The sequence below is a fragment of the Aureimonas fodinaquatilis genome, from assembly GCF_008369445.1.
GTDB classification, from domain to species: Bacteria; Pseudomonadota; Alphaproteobacteria; order Rhizobiales; family Rhizobiaceae; genus Aureimonas; species Aureimonas fodinaquatilis.
Genome location: NZ_VTWH01000003.1, coordinates 544,828 through 562,046, shown reverse-complemented (window position 1 = coordinate 562,046; position 17,219 = coordinate 544,828). Strand labels below are relative to the sequence as shown.

General features: G+C 57.3%; 14 protein-coding genes. 6 read left to right on the top strand and 8 right to left on the bottom strand.

Annotated elements, in window-relative coordinates:
* Positions 1-23: 23 nt before the first annotated feature.
* The 3 genes from FPY71_RS14850 to aspT all read right to left on the bottom strand — a co-directional run bounded on the left by FPY71_RS14850 (position 24) and on the right by aspT (position 6,273).
* Positions 24-1,718, bottom strand: a complete 1,695-nt coding sequence (locus FPY71_RS14850; RefSeq protein WP_149301067.1) for a SulP family inorganic anion transporter — start codon at positions 1,716-1,718, stop codon at positions 24-26.
* Between the two features lie 69 nt (positions 1,719-1,787).
* Complete coding sequence (locus tag FPY71_RS14845) at positions 1,788-4,499, bottom strand: aminotransferase class I/II-fold pyridoxal phosphate-dependent enzyme (protein WP_149301066.1); 2,712 nt, start codon at positions 4,497-4,499, stop codon at positions 1,788-1,790.
* A gap of 82 nt (positions 4,500-4,581) precedes the next feature.
* Positions 4,582-6,273 carry an aspartate-alanine antiporter gene (gene aspT, locus FPY71_RS14840; RefSeq protein ID WP_149301131.1) on the bottom strand — a complete coding sequence of 564 codons (1,692 nt, stop codon included), beginning with the start codon at positions 6,271-6,273 and terminating at the stop codon, positions 4,582-4,584.
* Between the two features lie 442 nt (positions 6,274-6,715).
* On the opposite strand from aspT, the gene FPY71_RS14835 reads away from it, so the two are divergent.
* The 5 genes from FPY71_RS14835 (at position 6,716) to FPY71_RS14815 (ending at position 10,296) form a co-directional block, all read left to right on the top strand.
* Complete coding sequence (locus tag FPY71_RS14835) at positions 6,716-7,894, top strand: porin (protein ID WP_149301065.1); 1,179 nt, start codon at positions 6,716-6,718, stop codon at positions 7,892-7,894.
* Positions 7,895-8,030: 136 nt separating this feature from the next.
* Entirely contained in the window at positions 8,031-8,534 is a 504-nt protein-coding gene (locus FPY71_RS14830; RefSeq protein WP_149301064.1) for a superoxide dismutase family protein, read from the top strand.
* Between the two features lie 308 nt (positions 8,535-8,842).
* Complete coding sequence (locus tag FPY71_RS14825) at positions 8,843-9,082, top strand: glycine zipper 2TM domain-containing protein (RefSeq protein WP_149301130.1); 240 nt, start codon at positions 8,843-8,845, stop codon at positions 9,080-9,082.
* An 11-nt stretch (positions 9,083-9,093) separates the two neighbouring features.
* On the top strand, positions 9,094-9,441 hold the full coding sequence (locus FPY71_RS14820) for an EF-hand domain-containing protein (protein WP_149301063.1): 348 nt from the start codon (positions 9,094-9,096) through the stop codon (positions 9,439-9,441).
* 381 nt (positions 9,442-9,822) lie between these two features.
* Complete coding sequence (locus FPY71_RS14815) at positions 9,823-10,296, top strand: DUF992 domain-containing protein (RefSeq protein ID WP_149301062.1); 474 nt, start codon at positions 9,823-9,825, stop codon at positions 10,294-10,296.
* A 165-nt stretch (positions 10,297-10,461) separates the two neighbouring features.
* Here FPY71_RS14815 and FPY71_RS14810 read toward each other — a convergent pair whose 3' ends face one another.
* Genes FPY71_RS14810 through FPY71_RS14795 form a run of 4 tightly spaced genes read right to left on the bottom strand, consistent with a single transcriptional unit; the run spans position 10,462 to position 14,130 of the window.
* The gene (locus tag FPY71_RS14810) at positions 10,462-11,220 is read right to left on the bottom strand and encodes an iron ABC transporter ATP-binding protein (protein WP_149301061.1); all 759 of its coding nucleotides are present in this window, start codon (positions 11,218-11,220) and stop codon (positions 10,462-10,464) included.
* Entirely contained in the window at positions 11,217-12,209 is a 993-nt protein-coding gene (locus tag FPY71_RS14805) for an iron chelate uptake ABC transporter family permease subunit (protein WP_246160564.1), read from the bottom strand. Before FPY71_RS14805 ends, FPY71_RS14810 begins: the two co-directional genes overlap by 4 nt.
* The gene (locus FPY71_RS14800) at positions 12,206-13,204 is read right to left on the bottom strand and encodes an ABC transporter permease (protein ID WP_149301060.1); all 999 of its coding nucleotides are present in this window, start codon (positions 13,202-13,204) and stop codon (positions 12,206-12,208) included. Before FPY71_RS14800 ends, FPY71_RS14805 begins: the two co-directional genes overlap by 4 nt.
* Positions 13,205-13,215: 11 nt before the next feature.
* On the bottom strand, positions 13,216-14,130 hold the full coding sequence (locus tag FPY71_RS14795) for a siderophore ABC transporter substrate-binding protein (RefSeq protein ID WP_149301059.1): 915 nt from the start codon (positions 14,128-14,130) through the stop codon (positions 13,216-13,218).
* A gap of 125 nt (positions 14,131-14,255) precedes the next feature.
* Here FPY71_RS14795 and FPY71_RS14790 point away from each other — a divergent pair, with 125 nt between their 5' ends.
* The gene (locus FPY71_RS14790) at positions 14,256-14,534 is read left to right on the top strand and encodes a DUF2218 domain-containing protein (protein WP_149301058.1); all 279 of its coding nucleotides are present in this window, start codon (positions 14,256-14,258) and stop codon (positions 14,532-14,534) included.
* Positions 14,535-14,707: 173 nt separating this feature from the next.
* On the opposite strand, the gene FPY71_RS14785 is transcribed toward FPY71_RS14790, so the two are convergent.
* On the bottom strand, positions 14,708-16,918 hold the full coding sequence (locus tag FPY71_RS14785; protein WP_149301057.1) for a TonB-dependent receptor: 2,211 nt from the start codon (positions 16,916-16,918) through the stop codon (positions 14,708-14,710).
* Positions 16,919-17,219 lie beyond the last annotated feature (301 nt).

Sequence of the window (17,219 nt, the reverse complement as noted above, 5' to 3'; positions counted from 1 at the left end):
CTGCGGCAGCATTGGCCACCCGGTCAGTGCCGCCAGTTCATCGGTGGATCCGCCATGTTTGCGACAACGTCCTGATAGTGGCGGATTCCCGATTGAGCCGTTGCAAACATGCGGTTAGCACCGAGCCGCTCTGCAAATCCCGATGCGCGCACATAGTCGAGGACGTCAGGATTAAGCCCGGCCAGCCAGAGCACAACCCCTTGCGCCGCAAGATTTCGTTCGCTCTCCACCATCATCTGCAGCGCTGAATATTCGATATCGAAAACCCTGCTCAGGTCGAGCATAAGAACGCGCGGCCTTGCCTGAAGTACCCGTGCGCGAATTCCATCGGCAACGTGCTGCACATTGACGAAAAAGAGCCTTCCCTCCGGCCGCAGGATCAGCAATCCTTCGAAGGTCTCGTCATCGGGGTGCCTGGGCGAGGCCGGACGCAGAACATCCTCTCCGCGTTTTCGGCCTATCACATGGATGCGCGGGTTCGCCGCCTGACTGGACAGTCCGATCAGGGACAGGATGATGGCAACGACAATTCCCTGCAGCGTGCCGAACACAAGCACGCCGAGAAAGGCAGCCAGCGCCCATCGAAATTCCATTCTGCGAACCCTGCGGATATGCAGAAACTCGCGCGGCTGGATCAGGCCGACTGAATAAACGATCACAATTGCGGCGAGCACGGCTTGCGGCAGAAGACTGAGCAAGGGTGCCAGAGCCAGCATGGTTGCCGCGGAAACCGCCGCGGTGACCATGGAAGCTTTCTGCGTTTGTCCGCCAACGGCGCGAACCACTGCAGATTGCGAAGTTCCGCCGCCGGAGGGCATCGCTCCGAAAAAGCCTCCGAAAAGATTTGCAGCCCCGGTCGCCACAAGTTCACGGTTTGGCCGGATTGGCGGCTCAGCCTGCTTGGCAAAGGCGCGCCCGGCGGCAATCGTTTCGGTGAAGCTCATAAGAGCAATACCAATTGCGCCGGGAAGCAATTGCCTTGCCAGATCGATATCGGGCAATGTAAGCGACGGCAGCGCTTGAGGAATATGACCAACGACGGCGACGCCTTGCGAGGTCAGGCCGAAAGACCACGAGGCCAGAATGCCGGCGCCAACCACTGCCAGCGGCGCGGGCGAGTGCGGCCACAGCCGCTCCATGAAGACCAACAGGACAAGAGCCGTTCCGCCTACGGCAAGTGTTACACCCGAAGTGTCGGGAAGGTGTTGGAAAAGTGCCAGTATATCCCGGAAAAAGCCTTCCTTGACGATATGGACACCCAGCAATTTCGGCAGTTGGTCAAACACTATGACCAGCCCTATGCCGGCCTTGAAGCCTGTCAGGACCGGTGTGGAAATGAAATTTGCGACAAAACCCAGCCGCAATGCCGAGGCGGCGATCAGCAGAAGCCCGGTCAATACTGTCAATGTGGCTGTGGCGGTGATCAATCTTCCAGCGTCACCATCCGGTACGGCCAGCGAAAGTTCCGTTGCCGTCAAAATTGCAAGGGTGGTCGTCGAGCTGACACTCAGGACCCGCGAAGTCCCCAGAAATGCATAGATGATCATCGGCACGAACGCCGTATACAAGCCGACACTGACCGGCAAACCGGCAACCGTCGCATAGGCCATGGCTTTGGGCAGCACGACCGCGGCCGCCGTCAGACCCGCAATAAGGTCCGGGCGCAGTGTGCCGATTGACGGCGTAATGCCTTGGATGGCGCGTGGCGACCAGCGCATGGTGTTCTTTCTCTTGAATGTCGTGGCCGCTGCGGTTGATGGCGCGCAGCCACAGGCCGCGCTTGCCCGTTATCGTTTTGCCCGGGCTGCAACGGCGTCGGGTTTGACCAGCTTCAGCCCTCTGGCTTTCTCGTAGCCATGGATTTCTTTCACATCCAGCTTGCGCATGAAATCAATGGTCTCCTGCGTCAGCACCTGGCCCGGCACCATGATTGGAAAGCCCGGTGGATAAGGGATGACGAAGTTGGCCGAAACCATGTCCGGACCCTCACGCAGCCGCCGGTCGCATTCATCACCGTTCAGCGGCACATATTCGCATATGGAGGCATCATAGGCGTTGAAGAACGCGGTGCGCATATCGCCTTCAGGCGTCGTTTTTCCCGCATCGCCTCTGTACACGTCGTGGAAGTGACTGAAATTTGGAAGGTCGGGCACGTCGGTCATCAGTGACTTAACCCGGGCTGCAAATGCCGTCCGTTCACCTTCGCCACCATCGGCCAGACGCTTTTCGATGCCATGGCAGATTTCAACAAGCACGCGGACAAGATGCGCAACATCGCTGCGCGTATTGTTGATGTTCGATTGCAGCAATACGCTGTTGCGCGATGTTTTGTTGATCTGGATACTGTACTGGTTAGCCAAAAGACCCTTGAACTGGGTTCCATCGAAACCGGCCGTGCCGCACACAAGGGTCATGCGGGTGGGGTCCAGATAGAACTCATCCTCCCGCATGGCCTTGACCGCTGTGGCCCAGGTGGTGCCCGGCGTCAGGTAATCTGTAAATCCTGACTGCCGGTAGGCAGCGGGTATCATTTCGTCGGCACCAAGGACGCGAAAATATTTTGAAATCAGGGGGTGCTCGTTCACGGCCTGCCGGATTTTCAGCGCAATCTCGATCGCGTTCATCACCAGCCCGTAGCCATCTAGTTCCATCTGCCGCCGCGCCACGTCCAGGCTGGCGATCAACTGCTGGTTAGGACTGGTTGAAGCATGCGTGAACACGGCTTCATGGAATTGCGCTTCCACAGTGTGGAAATCGACATCCTTGACGAGCAGCATCGAGCCCTGCCGGATCGCGGACATAGATTTATGGGTTGAATTGGTCTGGTAGACACGCAAACGCACAAGGCGCGGGTCAGGGATCAGGTGGGTGGCAAGCAGCACATCGTCGGAAGCGTCCTTGCCGATCTCCTCCTGCTGTTTTTCGTAAGCCTTGATCGAAGCGGGGTCGCGCAGCCATTCCTCAAGATCGGCCGCCGCCCCCATGGCGGTGCGTGGACGCAGGAAGGGCGAGAAGCGAGCAAAACCGGACCATGCCTCATCCCATAGAAAGATAAGGTCCGGCTTGATGGCAAGGCATTCCTCCATAACGCGACGGACATTGTACATATGCCCGTCAAAAGTGCAGTTGGTCAGGTCCAGCAGCTTCAGACGATCAAGACGCCCTTCCGCCTTCAGCGCCAGCAAAGCGCGCTTGATGGTGTCGAGTGGCACTGCGCCATACATCGAGTATTCCGTCATCGGAAAGGCTTCGACATAATATGGTTGGGCACCGGTGAGGACCATGCCGTAATGGTGGGATTTGTGGCAGTTGCGGTCCACAATTGCGATATCACCGGGCGCAAGAAGCGCCTGCACCGCCATTTTGTTGGATGTGGATGTGCCATTGGTGACAAAGAAAACGTGGTCAGCACCGAAGGCGCGAGCGGCTAGCTCCTGGGAGCGTTTGATGGTGCCAGTCGGCTCCAACAGGCTATCAAGTCCGCCCGTCGTCGCACTGCTTTCCGCCAGAAACAGGTTGAGTCCGTAGAACTCACCCATGTCGCGGATCCACTCCGATTTGAAAACAGACTTGCCGCGAGCAATGGGCAAAGCGTGAAACGTGCCGATCGGCCGCCGCGCATACTTCTTCAGATTGTCGAAAAACGGTGTTTCGAAGCGGGCCTGCACGCCTTCCAGAATGGCGAGATGCAGTTCCAGCGGCTCTTCGACAGCGTAGAAAATGCGCCGCACGGCATCCGCTGCCCGGTCACCGGCTATTTTTTCAACCTGGCGGTCGGACAGCAGGTAAATGTCAAGTTCGGGCCTTATCCGCTTCAGCGCGCGCGAAAGGTGAAGCGCGGACATGTCAGGGCTTTGCGTTTCGCCCAGCGGGTCCAGCACTGTGCGCAGAACCGGCGCGTCATGGCGCGAGCGGTAGGGGAAGCCTTCGGCAAGGACAACGGAAACTATGTCCGGGTTCAAGGCGGCTGCGCAGATCGCATCTTCAAAAGAGCCGACAAAAACCGGCTCATAAATGAAAGCATCCTCCGGCCGGCGCAATCTGCGGATTTCAGCGGCCAGAGCGGGCCACCGCGCGGCTGGCTGGCTGTTAACGTAAAGGACTTCAAAATAGGGGCGGCGGCCATTCGTTTCACCCGTTGCGGGCGGCATGACATCGACCACTTCCTCCGGTGACATCACGTCATGGACGTCCCATTCAGCCGCGCGCCCCTTATAGGCGCGGGTCAGAAGCCCGTTCGATATGCGCCGGGCCAGCTTTGCCGAGCCACCTGCGTCGTTCGTGGCGATACGCTCTTTCAGCGCTTCAAGCAGTTTTGCGCCGGGATAGGCGTTATATTCCTCGATAATCTCCAACCCGGCCAGCGCCTCCTCCAGCGCCGCCCTCTCACCACGCTTGGCCGCCCAGGCATCGGCGAGCGTTGTGACCTCGCGCCAGTTGTCGGCTCGCGCCGAATGCATCTGCAGAAACTGATTTTTGTGTGCGGGCTTGCCTGACATTGCTTCACTCCCACCATTGGTTCGGCCCGTGAATGTGTGGCCGTAATGTTCATTCGTCTGGTCAGATTTCCGGCAATTGCGGTCAGGCAAGCAAAAGCACCAGCACCATGCCCCAGATGGTCAGAAGTGTGTTGCCGACGGCGTAGGTGACTGTATAGCCAAGACCAGGGATCTGACTTTTGGCCCGATCATTGATCATGCCGAGCGATGCCGTCGTTGTCCGCGCGCCGGAGCAGCAGCCGAGCAGAATAGCCGGGTGAAAACGGAAGATGTATTTGCCGACATACATCGCAAGAACCAGTGGCACCGTGGTGACGACGATGCCCCACAGAAACAGGCTGAAACCGAGTTGCTGGAGTCCGGCCACAAATATTGGCCCGGACGATATGCCGACAATTGCGATGAAAACATTCAGACCGACCGAATTCATGAACCAGACCGTGGGCGACGGAATGCGCCCGAATGTCGGGCGCACGGACCGCAGCCAGCCGAAGAACAGTCCGGATATCAACGCACCGCCCGATGTGGACAGGGTGAGCGGCACACTGCCGACCCTGAAGGTCAGTGCACCGACCAACGCACCGATTGCTATTGCGGCGCCTATGAATGCCACGTCAGCCACATCGGTTTGTGCGTCCGGGCGCCCAAGGTCCTTGGTTGCGGCAGCCGTGTCCTGAGTGCGGCCGACGATTGTCAGAATGTCGCCACGATAGATTTTCGTATTGGGCAGAATTGGTATTTCAGTCGCGGTGACACCACGCACGATCTTGCGCAGGAAGACCCCGCGCGCCGATGGCCGCGTTGAAAGTTCCGCAAGTGTTTTCCCGTCCACTTCCTTGTTCGTGATGTAGACGTCAATACCATCGGCAGCCACAGCAAGCAGTTCGCGGTCGTCAACTTCGGAGGCAACGGTTCCGATCAGGTCAACCAGAACTTCACGACGGCCTGCAATTGCAACAATGTCACCCGCAGCAATAACCGTGTCAGTGGTCGCGTCTTCGATAACACCCGAGCGGCGAATGCGTTCAACGAAGACGCGCTCTGAGGGCAGCAGGCTTTCAGCCTCCAAAGCCGTCATGCCGACTATCCGTGCACCGTCTTTGACGCGATACGCGCGCAGTTCAAAGTTATGCCAGGCAGTTCCAGCGCCACCGAGCGCTTTTTTGCCGCCATTCTCTTCCTCGTATCGCTTGCACTCCGCTTCCAGATCAATGTTCAGCAGTGCCGGCCCGAAGAGAGCCAGCACAATGGCCGAGCCAACGGTTCCGAAAATATAGGTGACAGCATAGGCGACAGGCATGGCATCCAGCATGGCCTTGCTCTGTTCCGGTGGCAGACCCAGGCGATTGATGGCGTCTGTTGCAAGCCCCATGGAAGCGGATATCGTCTGCGAGCCGGCATAGAGACCAACCGCAGAGCCGATGTCATATCCAGCAATCACCGCGCCGAAATATGCCGATGCAAGGCAGAACAAACAGACGACAACGGCAAACAGCGCCTGTGGAATGCCGTCTTTTGCAATACCGCGCACAAATTGTGGTCCAACCCCATAGCCGATGGCGAAAAGAAACATCAAAAAGAAAAACGGCTTCAGAGGCGGAGATACTGTGATGCCCAACTGGCCAATCAATACGGCGGCGATCAGCGTTGCCGTTACGGCGCCAAGACCAAGGCCCTTATAGGTGAAGGAACCGAAGTAATAGCCAAGACCCAGTGCCAGAAAGATTGCAATTTCCGGATATGTCCGAAGCGTAGTGACAAACCAGTCTATCATCAGAGTTACCTCTTCATTGATGACATCAACTACAGGGTGAATTTTCGTCGGACCCGCGACGCTCATCTGAAATGACTTGCGGTTCAACGCATCGATACGAGTTTCAGACCTGAACGGAGCCTATGGCCAGACCGTTACCGACGGGCAGCGAAAATCTTGTATTTTACGGAGAGACTACTGGTCAGGCTCAGCAATCAATGCATGCTGGCGGTTGATCTGCGGATGCTTACGACTGGAGAAAGATTTCTCACACGCCTGCCCTGTTACCAGAATGGCAGCCGTTTGCTGAATGACGCATTTGAGCTTGCTGGCAGGAAACAGTGTAAAACTATTCGCCCGTGTTCATGCACAGGTTGTCATAAGCATCGCAGCGCCTTTAGGATCTGGCTCAGGTTCCGCTTAATGGCGCACGGCACTTGATAACGTTACGCAGGGGAAACTCATGCAACAACTACCATTTGTCCTACCGCGCGGTGTACTGTTGCTTCTCTTCCCGTTACTGGCTTCAACAGGCTCATTGTCCGCACAGGAACTGGCCAAGCCGGCGGATGACAGCAAGCGTGCAGAACAGCTGATCCCCAAATTGCGGGTTGGCGATGATACGGCCTATCTGGAATTTTACGGCCAGATCAACAAAGGCATTCTGTATTCCGACGATGGCGGCTCTTCAGAAACCTATTTTCCTGTCGATAATGGTAATTCATCCTCGCGTATCGGCCTTCGCGTCTACAGCCTGTTGGAAAACAACCTGTCGATCGGGGGAAATCTCGAATGGGAGTGGAATCCTTATTCGACCAACTACGTGGATCAATTGAACAAGGATGACTACGACTGGGACACCAATCTGCTTCGCAAAGCGGAAATTTATGTTGAAATGCCAGACCTGGGAAAGCTTTGGTTTGGACAGGGCAGCATGGCTTCTGACGGGACCGCAGAAGTCGACTTTTCCGGAACAACCGTCGTTGGTTACTCTCTGGTCTCCGACATGGCCGGTGGCCCGTTCTTCCGATCGACCGATGGCACGCTTTCAACCGTTCAGATTAAAGACGCGTTTTCCAACTTCGACGGAGTCGGGCGCAAACTGCGCGTTCGGTATGATACCCCCTCATTCGCAGGTTTCAGCTTCGCGACTTCGGTAGGTCAGCAGGTGGTTCCTGAAGAATCCGGCACGACCGTGTGGGACATGGCCGTGCGCTATGACGGAACTTTTGACGACTTCAAAGTTGGCGGCGCTATAGGCTTTTCGAGACCGGGCGACAGCACCTCGATTTATGATGCTTCGGTCTCAGTCCTCCATCAGCCCACCGGTCTGAGTGTTACGCTTGCCGCAGCCTATTCAGACAAGAAGTCGTTTGATGGCCAATACGGCTACGCCAAACTTGGTTATCAGACCGATATTTTCGAGGTCGGTAAAACGGCGTTTTCCATCGACGCCTATTTTGGAAGCGACATCGCCGGAAACAATACAGACAGCGACTCATACGGCATTCAAGTCGTCCAAAATATCGACTACCTGCAAACGGAAGTTTACCTGGGCGCCCGAAGCTATTCGTATGAGGATGAGGCGGCAGATTACGAGGATAGCTTCGCTTTCCTTGCTGGGGCACGGGTGAAATTCTGACACGGCGGCGCCACGCCTGAAAATGCGGTGGGCTTCGGTGCGTGCGGGAAACGTCTGGAACTTGTGGTTGGCTACAAGCTTATCGTTGATGACCGGCAATAAGCTTTGCACGTCAATCCTAAGGAAAGGGCTGTTTATGAAACCGCTATTGGCTACGGCCGCAACATACGTTCTGCTGACCACGGCCGCCCTGGCACAGAACACTGGCACGGCAAATTTCGTTGACGCAGAAGGCAAACCCAGTGGAGCCGCAACACTGACCAGCACGTCCACCGGCGTTCTGATCGAGTTGGAGGTGAATGGCCTGCCGAGCGAGGAATGGGTTGCCTTCCATGTCCACGAAACCGGTAGCTGCGATCACACAACCGGCCATGATTCCGCCGGAGGCCACTTCAATCCCGCGGATGTCGAGCATGGTTACATGACAGAGACGGGTCCCCATGCTGGAGACATGCCGAATATCTATGTTCCCGCCAGCGGAACGGCGAAAGCGCAGGTGTTCAATTCGCTGGTGGCACTGGATGACAGTGAAAATGGAATAGTCGGACGCGCGCTGATGATCCATGCGAATGCTGACGATTACAGCAGCCAGCCGTCGGGCGATGCTGGCAATCGTCTGGCCTGCGCTGTCATCGAGTGATCCAGCACCTGACAATTTCCTGATATTGTACCGCCGCCAAAAGGCGGCGGTATGGACCGCAACAATTCAATGTGCAAAGCTGCGACTAACACTTTCCGCCTGCTCGCTGTTTTTCTGGCATGCGCCGAATATCAGGTCGATAATGACCCCGGAGGTACACAAAGCTCTTGGGCAGGTCGTTCACCTGCTTTCACCAACAGCAGAGGCGAAGTTTTCAGCGGCCACTTGACTTTGCCACATCAATATAAGCTACCTTGGATACTTACAGAATTCGAGATCGCGGTTGATAAGGGAGACATAGTCTGATGATGAGAAAAGCGAGCGTGGCGCTGGGCCTCGCCGGCATGCTGGCGTTGGCTGCGTGCCAGTCCACCGGAACCAGCAGTGAGAAAAACCAGGAATTCAACTGCATGGCCGGCACGATTGGCGGAGCGGTTGTCGGCGGGCTTCTGGGCAGCACAATCGGCGGCGGAAGCGGTCGGGTTGTGGGCGCAGCGCTTGGTGCCGGTGGTGGCGGGCTGCTTGGCAATCGCCTGGCTTGCCAGTGAGGGAGATCCACATGAAAAAGACAGCTCTAACTCTAGCCTTCCTTTTTCTGGCGGGCCCTGCCCTTGCTCAGGCCACGGGTGACCTGACGCAGCAGCATTTTGATGCGCTCGACAGAGACGGCAATGGCACCATCAGCAAAGCCGAATATGATGCCTTCATGGGCGAGGCGTTTGCGAAGATGGACCGGAATGGCAACGGCACACTCTCGCCGCAGGAAACGACAGGCATTCTGACTGTTGAGCAATTTGCCGTTGTGGACGCCAACAGTGATGGCCGCATCACGCGAGAAGAATTTATGACCCAGGTGTCTCAGGATTTTGCGCTTGGGGACCGTAACCGGGATGGCAGCCTGAACTAAGAGAGTCCATTGTTGTTTCAGGTGGTTTCGCGATCACCTGAAACGCTTTACCTCACCGTTTGTCACTTTCCCTTGCCGTCTAAACGAAAAATTACCTGACTTTCTTTGCCGAATACAAAATTTGGCAGCACGGCTGCCCAGAAGATGTGCCTGATCGATGCATGCTGAAAAACTCATTGGCAACGCAATCGGGGGTCAGCTATCAATGCAGGTGCACTTGGCCCAAACGCTTGGCATTCGCGTCAAAGCCTGAAAACAGTTGCCGACAATCCGCGATCAGGAGAAAGCCCCACGCTTCTTAAGCTGTGATCAAGCTACAGTAGCTATCAGAAGGTGAAAACAACAAACGGGGTCAGCGAAATGAAACTCCACTCAACTCCTATGAATTTACTGTTTGCGTCGATGATCAGCGGCGCAACTCTGTTGCACCCGTCATCTGCAATGGCAGCACCGTCGGTCAGGCTTGGCGTCCTGACCTGCGATGTCTCGAAGGGCATAAGCAACTTTGTAGAACAGAAAGAAAAGCTGACCTGCGTGTTCCAGCCGGATGGCGGCAAAGCGCCCGTGAATTATGTTGGCACAATCGACCAGTATGGGCTTGAGCTGGGAACAGTTGAAGAGGGGCGACTGGTCTGGACTGTCGCCGGTCTCGCACGCGATAAAGACTTCAGTTCGCTGGCCGGCAAGTATGCCGGGGTGGAGGCAAGTGTAGCGGTAGGCGTGGGCTTGGGAGCCAACGCGCTGGTTGGCGGGATTGACGAGGCTTTGGCCCTGCAACCGCTCTCGATCGAAGGAGAAACGGGTGTGAACTTCGCGGCTGGCGTTGAGACCGTTACTCTGGAACTGGCGAACTGAGGCCCATCGGCAAATTTCGATTGAACCTGGAGAACGGGCTTTCAGAGCACTTCGCCGGATCGGGAAATCGGTGAAAGCGCTCCAAGGGCTACCGCTTTGCACGGCCTTCGCTGCCAGATTGCGGCATTGATCCAAGCAGTTCATCTGTGGAGGCGCTCAATAAGTCTACCCGTAGAACAGGCAGATCCGCTTTCCATCGATTTCCCGAACGTCGATGTCCATCTCGTAGATATCCCGCAATACGGGGGCCTGGATGATATCCTCCGGACTGCCCTGCCGACAGACCCGCCCTTCACGCATAGCGACAATATAGTCCGAGTACCACGCAGCGAAGTTGATATCGTGGAGAACCACCACCACTGTCTTGCCAAGTTTGCGCGCCGCCTCTCGCCACAGTTGCATCATCGAGGCGGCATGCTTCATGTCAAGATTGTTAAGCGGCTCATCAAGAAGCACATAGTCGGTGTCCTGGCACAGGACCATCGCCACAAAGGCCCGCTGCCGTTGCCCACCCGATAATTCGTCGAGGTAGCGGCGCGACAGGTCGTCGAGCCCCATATGCTTGAGCGCCCTGGCAACATGGGCGGCATCGTCTTCCGTCGGCCGCCCGCGCGAATAGGGGTAGCGGCCGAAGGTAACGAGGTCACGTACAGTCAAACGCGCCGTCATGTGGTTGTCCTGACGCAGAATGGCGAGACGCCGCGCGAGGACATCACTTGCCGTTGTCGCGACGTCGAGCCCGTCAACCATCACACGGCCGACGTCGGCACCGACAAGGCGCGCCATCAGAGAGAGAAGCGTCGATTTTCCCGCCCCATTTGGTCCGATGATCGACGTGATCCCGCCTTTCGGCAATGCGAGTGTCACGTCATCGACAACGAGCGTGTCTCCATAACGCTTCGAAAGGCTCTCAGCTTTGATCATCTGGCTGCTCCCCGAACGATCAGGACAATAAAAACGAGGCCGCCAAGAAACTCCACGATGATGGAAAGCGCGGTGTCGAAAGAGAAGACCCGCTCCAGCACGGCCTGACCGCCAACGAGCGCAATGATGCCGAGAAGAACAGCAGCAGGAAGCACATGCCGGTGCTGGCTATCGCCGAGGAAGGTGCGGGCGAGGCTGGCGACGAGCAGCCCGAAAAAGGTAATGGGTCCGACAAGGGCCGTTGACACGGCGACGAGAATTGCCACCGCCATGAGGATTGTCATCACAGTGCGTGGATAGTCGACACCAAGGCTGATCGCCTGAGCCCGTCCCAGCGCCAGAACATCGAAGGTGTGCGAGATCCGCCATAGAACGACCGCCACCGCGAGAAGAAGAAACGCGGATATGCCCAAAAGCGTTGTGTCGACGCTGTGAAAACTGGCGAAGAGAGCGTCCTGAAGAACCTGGAAGGCGTTAGGGTCGAGGATCCGCTGCAGAAAGTTGGAGATCGACCGAAAGAGAATGCCGAACACGATCCCAACCAGGACAAGAAGATGGAGGCTGCGTTCCTCACCAAGGAACAACCAGCGAAAGAGAAACCACGCGAACCCGGCCATTATGACGACTTCGCCCAGGTAGCGCGTTGTAGGATCTGTCACTGCCAGTGCGGAAACGCCGAGGAAAAAGACGACACCCGTTTGCACCAGAATGTAAAGCGCGTCGAAGCCCATGATGGAAGGCGTCAGAATGCGGTTGTTGGTGACAGTCTGGAAGAGCACAGTTGACACCGCAATCGCTGTCGCGACGAGCATGAGAGCGAAAAGCCGCTTTCCTCGAAAGGCCAGAACGAAGCTCCAGGAACCCTGCGCGCCAAGAAGCAGAAACGCCGCGATTGAAGAAAGAGTGAGAAGCGCCAGAGCACAGAGCACAACTGCGCTTCGGCTCGGAAGCCATCGCATTTCGCGCGTCTGGGCGCCCGTCGCCGTCATGCCCGCCCTCCATGACGTTTGCGCAAGATAAGAGCGAGGAATATCGCGGAACCGAAGATACCAACGACGACACCGATCGGTATTTCGTAGGGGTAGCGCACGATGCGACCGAGAATGTCGCAGATGAGCACAAAGAAGGCTCCGAAACTCGCGACCAGAGGCACCGTGATGCGCATGTTGTCGCCGACCATCAGGGAAACGATATTCGGCACGATCAGGCCTAGAAAGGGTATGGACCCGACAGAGATGAGCGTTACAGACGCAATCACGGAAACAAGCACCAGTCCAAGCGTCATTATCAGCTTGTAGTCGAGCCCGAGATTAATTGTGAAGTCTCGCCCCATGCCCGCCACGGTGAAACGGTCAGCGGCGATATATGCCATCACGGTGGCGGCGAAGCCGAACCAGAGAAGCTCGTAGCGACCCCGGATGACGCCGGAGAAGTCGCCGATTGTCCAGGCGAGAACCGACGGCAGAAGGTTGAAACGGTAAGCAAAAAACATTGTCACCGCGCCGATCACTCCGCCCAGCATAATGCCGACAAGCGGCACAAGCATCGTGTCACGCAATGGAACGAAGCGAAGGATGCGCAGGAAAAGGGCCGTACCTGCCAAGGCAAAAAGAGCAGAGATGCCCATCTTGGCCATGAGTGGCCAGCCAGGTGCAAAGATCGTGACCACGAGGAAACCAAGCGAGGCCGATTCAACGGTGCCAGCTGTCGAGGGCTCCACGAAGCGGTTGCGAACGATGATCTGCATGACAAGGCCGGCAATTGCGAGTGCAGAGCCCGCGAGCAGGATCGCTGCCGTGCGCGGGATCCTGCTGACGAGAAGCACCCGTATCGCTTGCTCCTTATCTCCTCCGCCGATGATTTTCGCGATCGAAACTTCGCTGATGCCGATGAACAGGCTGACCGCCGCCAGAACTGTTGTCAGAACAATCACTACAGCAAGCAGCCGGGAGCTCGACCCATTCCGCAGACCCAAGGTGGACATCGCCGTGTCCCTCAAGAGGCGCGCTTGTAACCTTCTATAATCTGGTCGAGAAGAAGCATGAGGCCGCTGTATCCATGCATTGTGACATAGGCAGCCGCAGGATCGAGATAGATGATCTGATCGTTCTGCCAGAAGTTCGTGCCGTGGATGAGTTCGTTGTCGAGAAGCGCCCGAGCTGCGCCCTTCCCGCCGACGCCCGCGTCGCGATCCACCACGAACAACCAGTCGGGGTTGGTCTCCAGTAGATACTCGAAGGAAATAGCATCACCTCCATGGTCGCGGTCGTCAACATTCGCCAGGACAGAGGGAACGCCGAGTGCATCATAGACCCATGCGACACGGGAGCCCGGCCCGTAAACACCAAGATTGCCGCCGTTCGTGACGATCACAAGACCTGTGCCCTTACCGGATGCGGCAGCGCGGGCCTCGCCTATTTTGGCGTCAAGCGCCGCGATGAGCTCCTTGGCGCGGTCCGGTCGCGCAAAAATTTCCCCCAGCTTTGTCAGATTGGACTTTACGCCGTCGATCAGATTCTCGTTGTCTACCGTCATATCGATCGTCGGCACAAAGCCGGATAGCGTAGGATAGGCCGTCCGCGACCGTGAGGCGACGATCACGAGGTCTGGATCGGATGCGACGATTCCTTCAATGTCCGGCTGCTGAAGTGAACCAAAGGTTTTTGCATCCTCCGCCAGATGTTCCTCAAGATAGGATGGCGTAGCGGAAGATGGTACGCCGGAAACCTCGACGCCGAGCGCCTGTAAATTGTCAAACGCCGCCCAGTCCGTGACAATTACGGTCTGGGGCGTCGGCTCGACTGAGGTAGTGCCCTGCGGGTGGTCGATCTCAAAAGGCTGGGCAACCACACCGGACGAAAAGCCAAGCGCTGTCGCAAAGATGGCGTGGCGCAGGAACGCTCTGATCATGGAAAGGCTCCGGGTTCGATATATTCCGGACCGTTGAACATACTTGACAGAAGTTGTCCAGTTTTTGATGATGGCAGAGCTACACCCAGAAGTTGCCGGGTCATAAACCAGTTGTTCGAGGACACATGACGTCCAGCCGCGCTCACATTCTCACAGCTCACGCCAGCCGATACCTGCAACAGCTCTGCAAGCACTGGGCGCATAAGTTCGAAACCGAGCACACCCCGACGCATGCCCGGATCGCTCTGCCTCTCGGCGTTGCAGAACTGGAAGCCAACGATGCATCGCTGACAATTACGGTCAGCGCTACCGGAGACGCAGACCTGACGACAATGCAGCAAGTGGTCCAGAGCCACGTCGAGCGGTTTGCTTTCAGGGAAACCCTGGATTTCTCGTGGCAGTAAAGCCGTCTTCAATCCCTTGCCGGTGTTTCGGAGCAGATCACCCATAGTCCGCGTCGCAGCGGACGAGACAGCAAGACTTCCCGTGACCAGAAGCGGCCATCCACTTTGCGTCGGATAGCCACTCAAATTCATGTCAAGCAACTGCCATGGACTGCGCGTCCAGAGCCCCATTTCTAGAATTCGATGGCTGCCGAGACGGTGAAGGTGCGCGAAGCTCCTGCTGCCAGGAAGCCGCGCGCCGACGACGCCCAGTAATCCTCGCCAAACAGATTTTCGATATTGGCCCGCAACTCCACAGGCTTCTCGTAAGGGCCAGTGAAGGCATAGCGCACGCCAGCGTCGAAGCGCGTCCAGGCATCGATCTTCTGGGTGTTGGCCTGATCGTACCAGGTACTGCCCGTATAGATCATGCGACCGGTCAGCGTCAGGCCCGGCGTCATCCAGTCAACGTCATATTCGCCGTAGAGGTTGATTGCGACGTTTGCGACACCTGGCACGTCGTTGCCGTCAAACCGGCCGCCGGCGGTACGCTCCAGCTTGGCGTCCAGCAACGTGACGCCGCCCAGCAGTCGGACGCCGTCAGCCACTTCGCCGAAGACGCTGAACTCCAGCCCGCGATTAACCTGCTGACCGCCAACAGAAAAAATACGCGTGACGGGATCGGTGAAGCCGCTGGCCTGCGTGATCTCGAACAGAGATGCGGAGACTGCCAGGAAGCCAAAGTCGTACTTGACGCCCACTTCCTTCTGGTCGTTCACAACCGGTGCGAAGACCTCGGTGGCATTGATGGCGGTAGCCGGCGCGATGGGCCCCTCCGTCAGGGATTCCACGTAATTGCCATAGACCGAAAGGCTGTCGGTCACGCGCACCAATGCGGCCACGGCGGGGCTCAGGCGAGAATCGCTGTAATAATAGTTCTGCTCGCCCAGCGTCGGGCCTGGCACGGTTGAGAAGCCGCGCGAGCGGATATCCTGGTAACGCCCGCCCAGAGTCAGCTGGAATCGGTCGTCGAACATGGACAGCGTGTCGGTGAGCGCGAAGCTGGTTACCAGCAGGTCGGCGAATTTCGGCCTGCCGCTGGCGCGCGGGAATGCGCTGGTGTCGATGGGACTGCCGACGAAGAAGGTCGGGTCGTAGATATTCGTCGGGAAGCTTGGAAGAACCACGCGCGGGAAGCCGCCGCGGTAATTCTCGTTCAGCGCCTGCGAGGCCGAAACGTTGAGCTGGTGGCCCACCCCACCCGTATCGAACTGCGACCGCGCGCCGACTTCGCCGGTAAAGCCTTGGATCTTTTGCGGCTGGATGGCCAGGGTGGCGGTGGCATCCCCGTTTTCATCTTCTATCAGATAAGAGGACGTCAGGAAGTCTTCCCGATAGCGGCTCGCGCCGCCGGCAATGTATATCGTGGTGCTGTCCAAAATGTCGTATTCAATGCGTCCTGCCGCCATCTGGTGGACACTGTCGATATATTCGAAGGAGTTGGCGGTGTTGATGCTACCGCTCGGCGCGCCGGGAATTGTGATGCCCGGAATCGCGCCGTTGAACAGCGATGTCGGCGCGTCGATCTTCTGGTTGGAATAGTTAAGATCGAGCGAAGCGCGAAGGCGTTCGCCGCGATAGTCCAGCCCCACCGCGCCGACGCCGCGCTGAATTTCGTTGCGGTCCAACGTGGTATCCCCTCCCAGGAACGACCCGTTCACGCGGATGCCCCACTCGCCCGTCGCACCGTAGCGGCGGCCAATGTCGAAGTGCGGCCAAAACTGCGAATCGCTGATATAGGTCGTCGTCAGGCGTGTCAGCGGCGTGTCGGTGGCGCGCTTGGGAACAAGGTTGATGGTGCCGCCCACGCGTCCCACGCCACCGTTCAGGAGAGCGGATGGTCCTTTGAGGATTTCGACACGTTCGATACCCTCCAGATAGCTCCGACGAGGATTCGCAATATAGAAAAGACCATCATAGGCGGTATCCAGATTGGTCACTGAAAAGCCACGGATGAAGAACGAGTCTCGCTCGCTGAATGCCGGCGCGTCATTGCGCACCGACGGATCGTTCAGCACAACGTCGGCCAGCGTTCGTGCCTGCTGGTTTCGGATCAACTCATCCGTGTAACTGGTGATGTTGAAGGGCGTTTCCATAAAGCTGCGGTTGCCAAGCATGCCAAGCCGAGCTCCCGAACCCACCTGACCGCCCGCATATGGGGCCGGCGGCTGACCAAGCGTGGCGGTGGTTGGCAATCCGCTGCCCACCTGACCCGCGTCCTGGACGACAACTTCGTCCAGCAGCACGGACGTGACTTGCTGCGCATTTGCGCAGGTGACGGAGACGAGCGCGAGGATCGATGCTCCTGCTTTCAGAAAGCTGTACTTTACGGATTGAGTGGACATGTCCCGGCCTTTGCGAAGGATGTTTTGGCTGCCTTACGATGGCGGGATTGTGATGCTCAACAAAGAACGACTCTAAACATGACAAATTAAGTCATATTTTTGTGATCAACTGAGGATTGGTGCCAAATGCCTCCAGCGGTTGTGCTGTGAATATGCAGGCGGCCAAATCGGGGGAAGCGTTGGGCGCTCGGTTGGAAGAGATCGACCCCAAGCACGCACTTTGGCGGATTCCCGCCACACGCATGAGAGACGGCTGTGATCATCGTGTCCCGCTCCCCCTCGTGCCGTCGATATGCTGCAC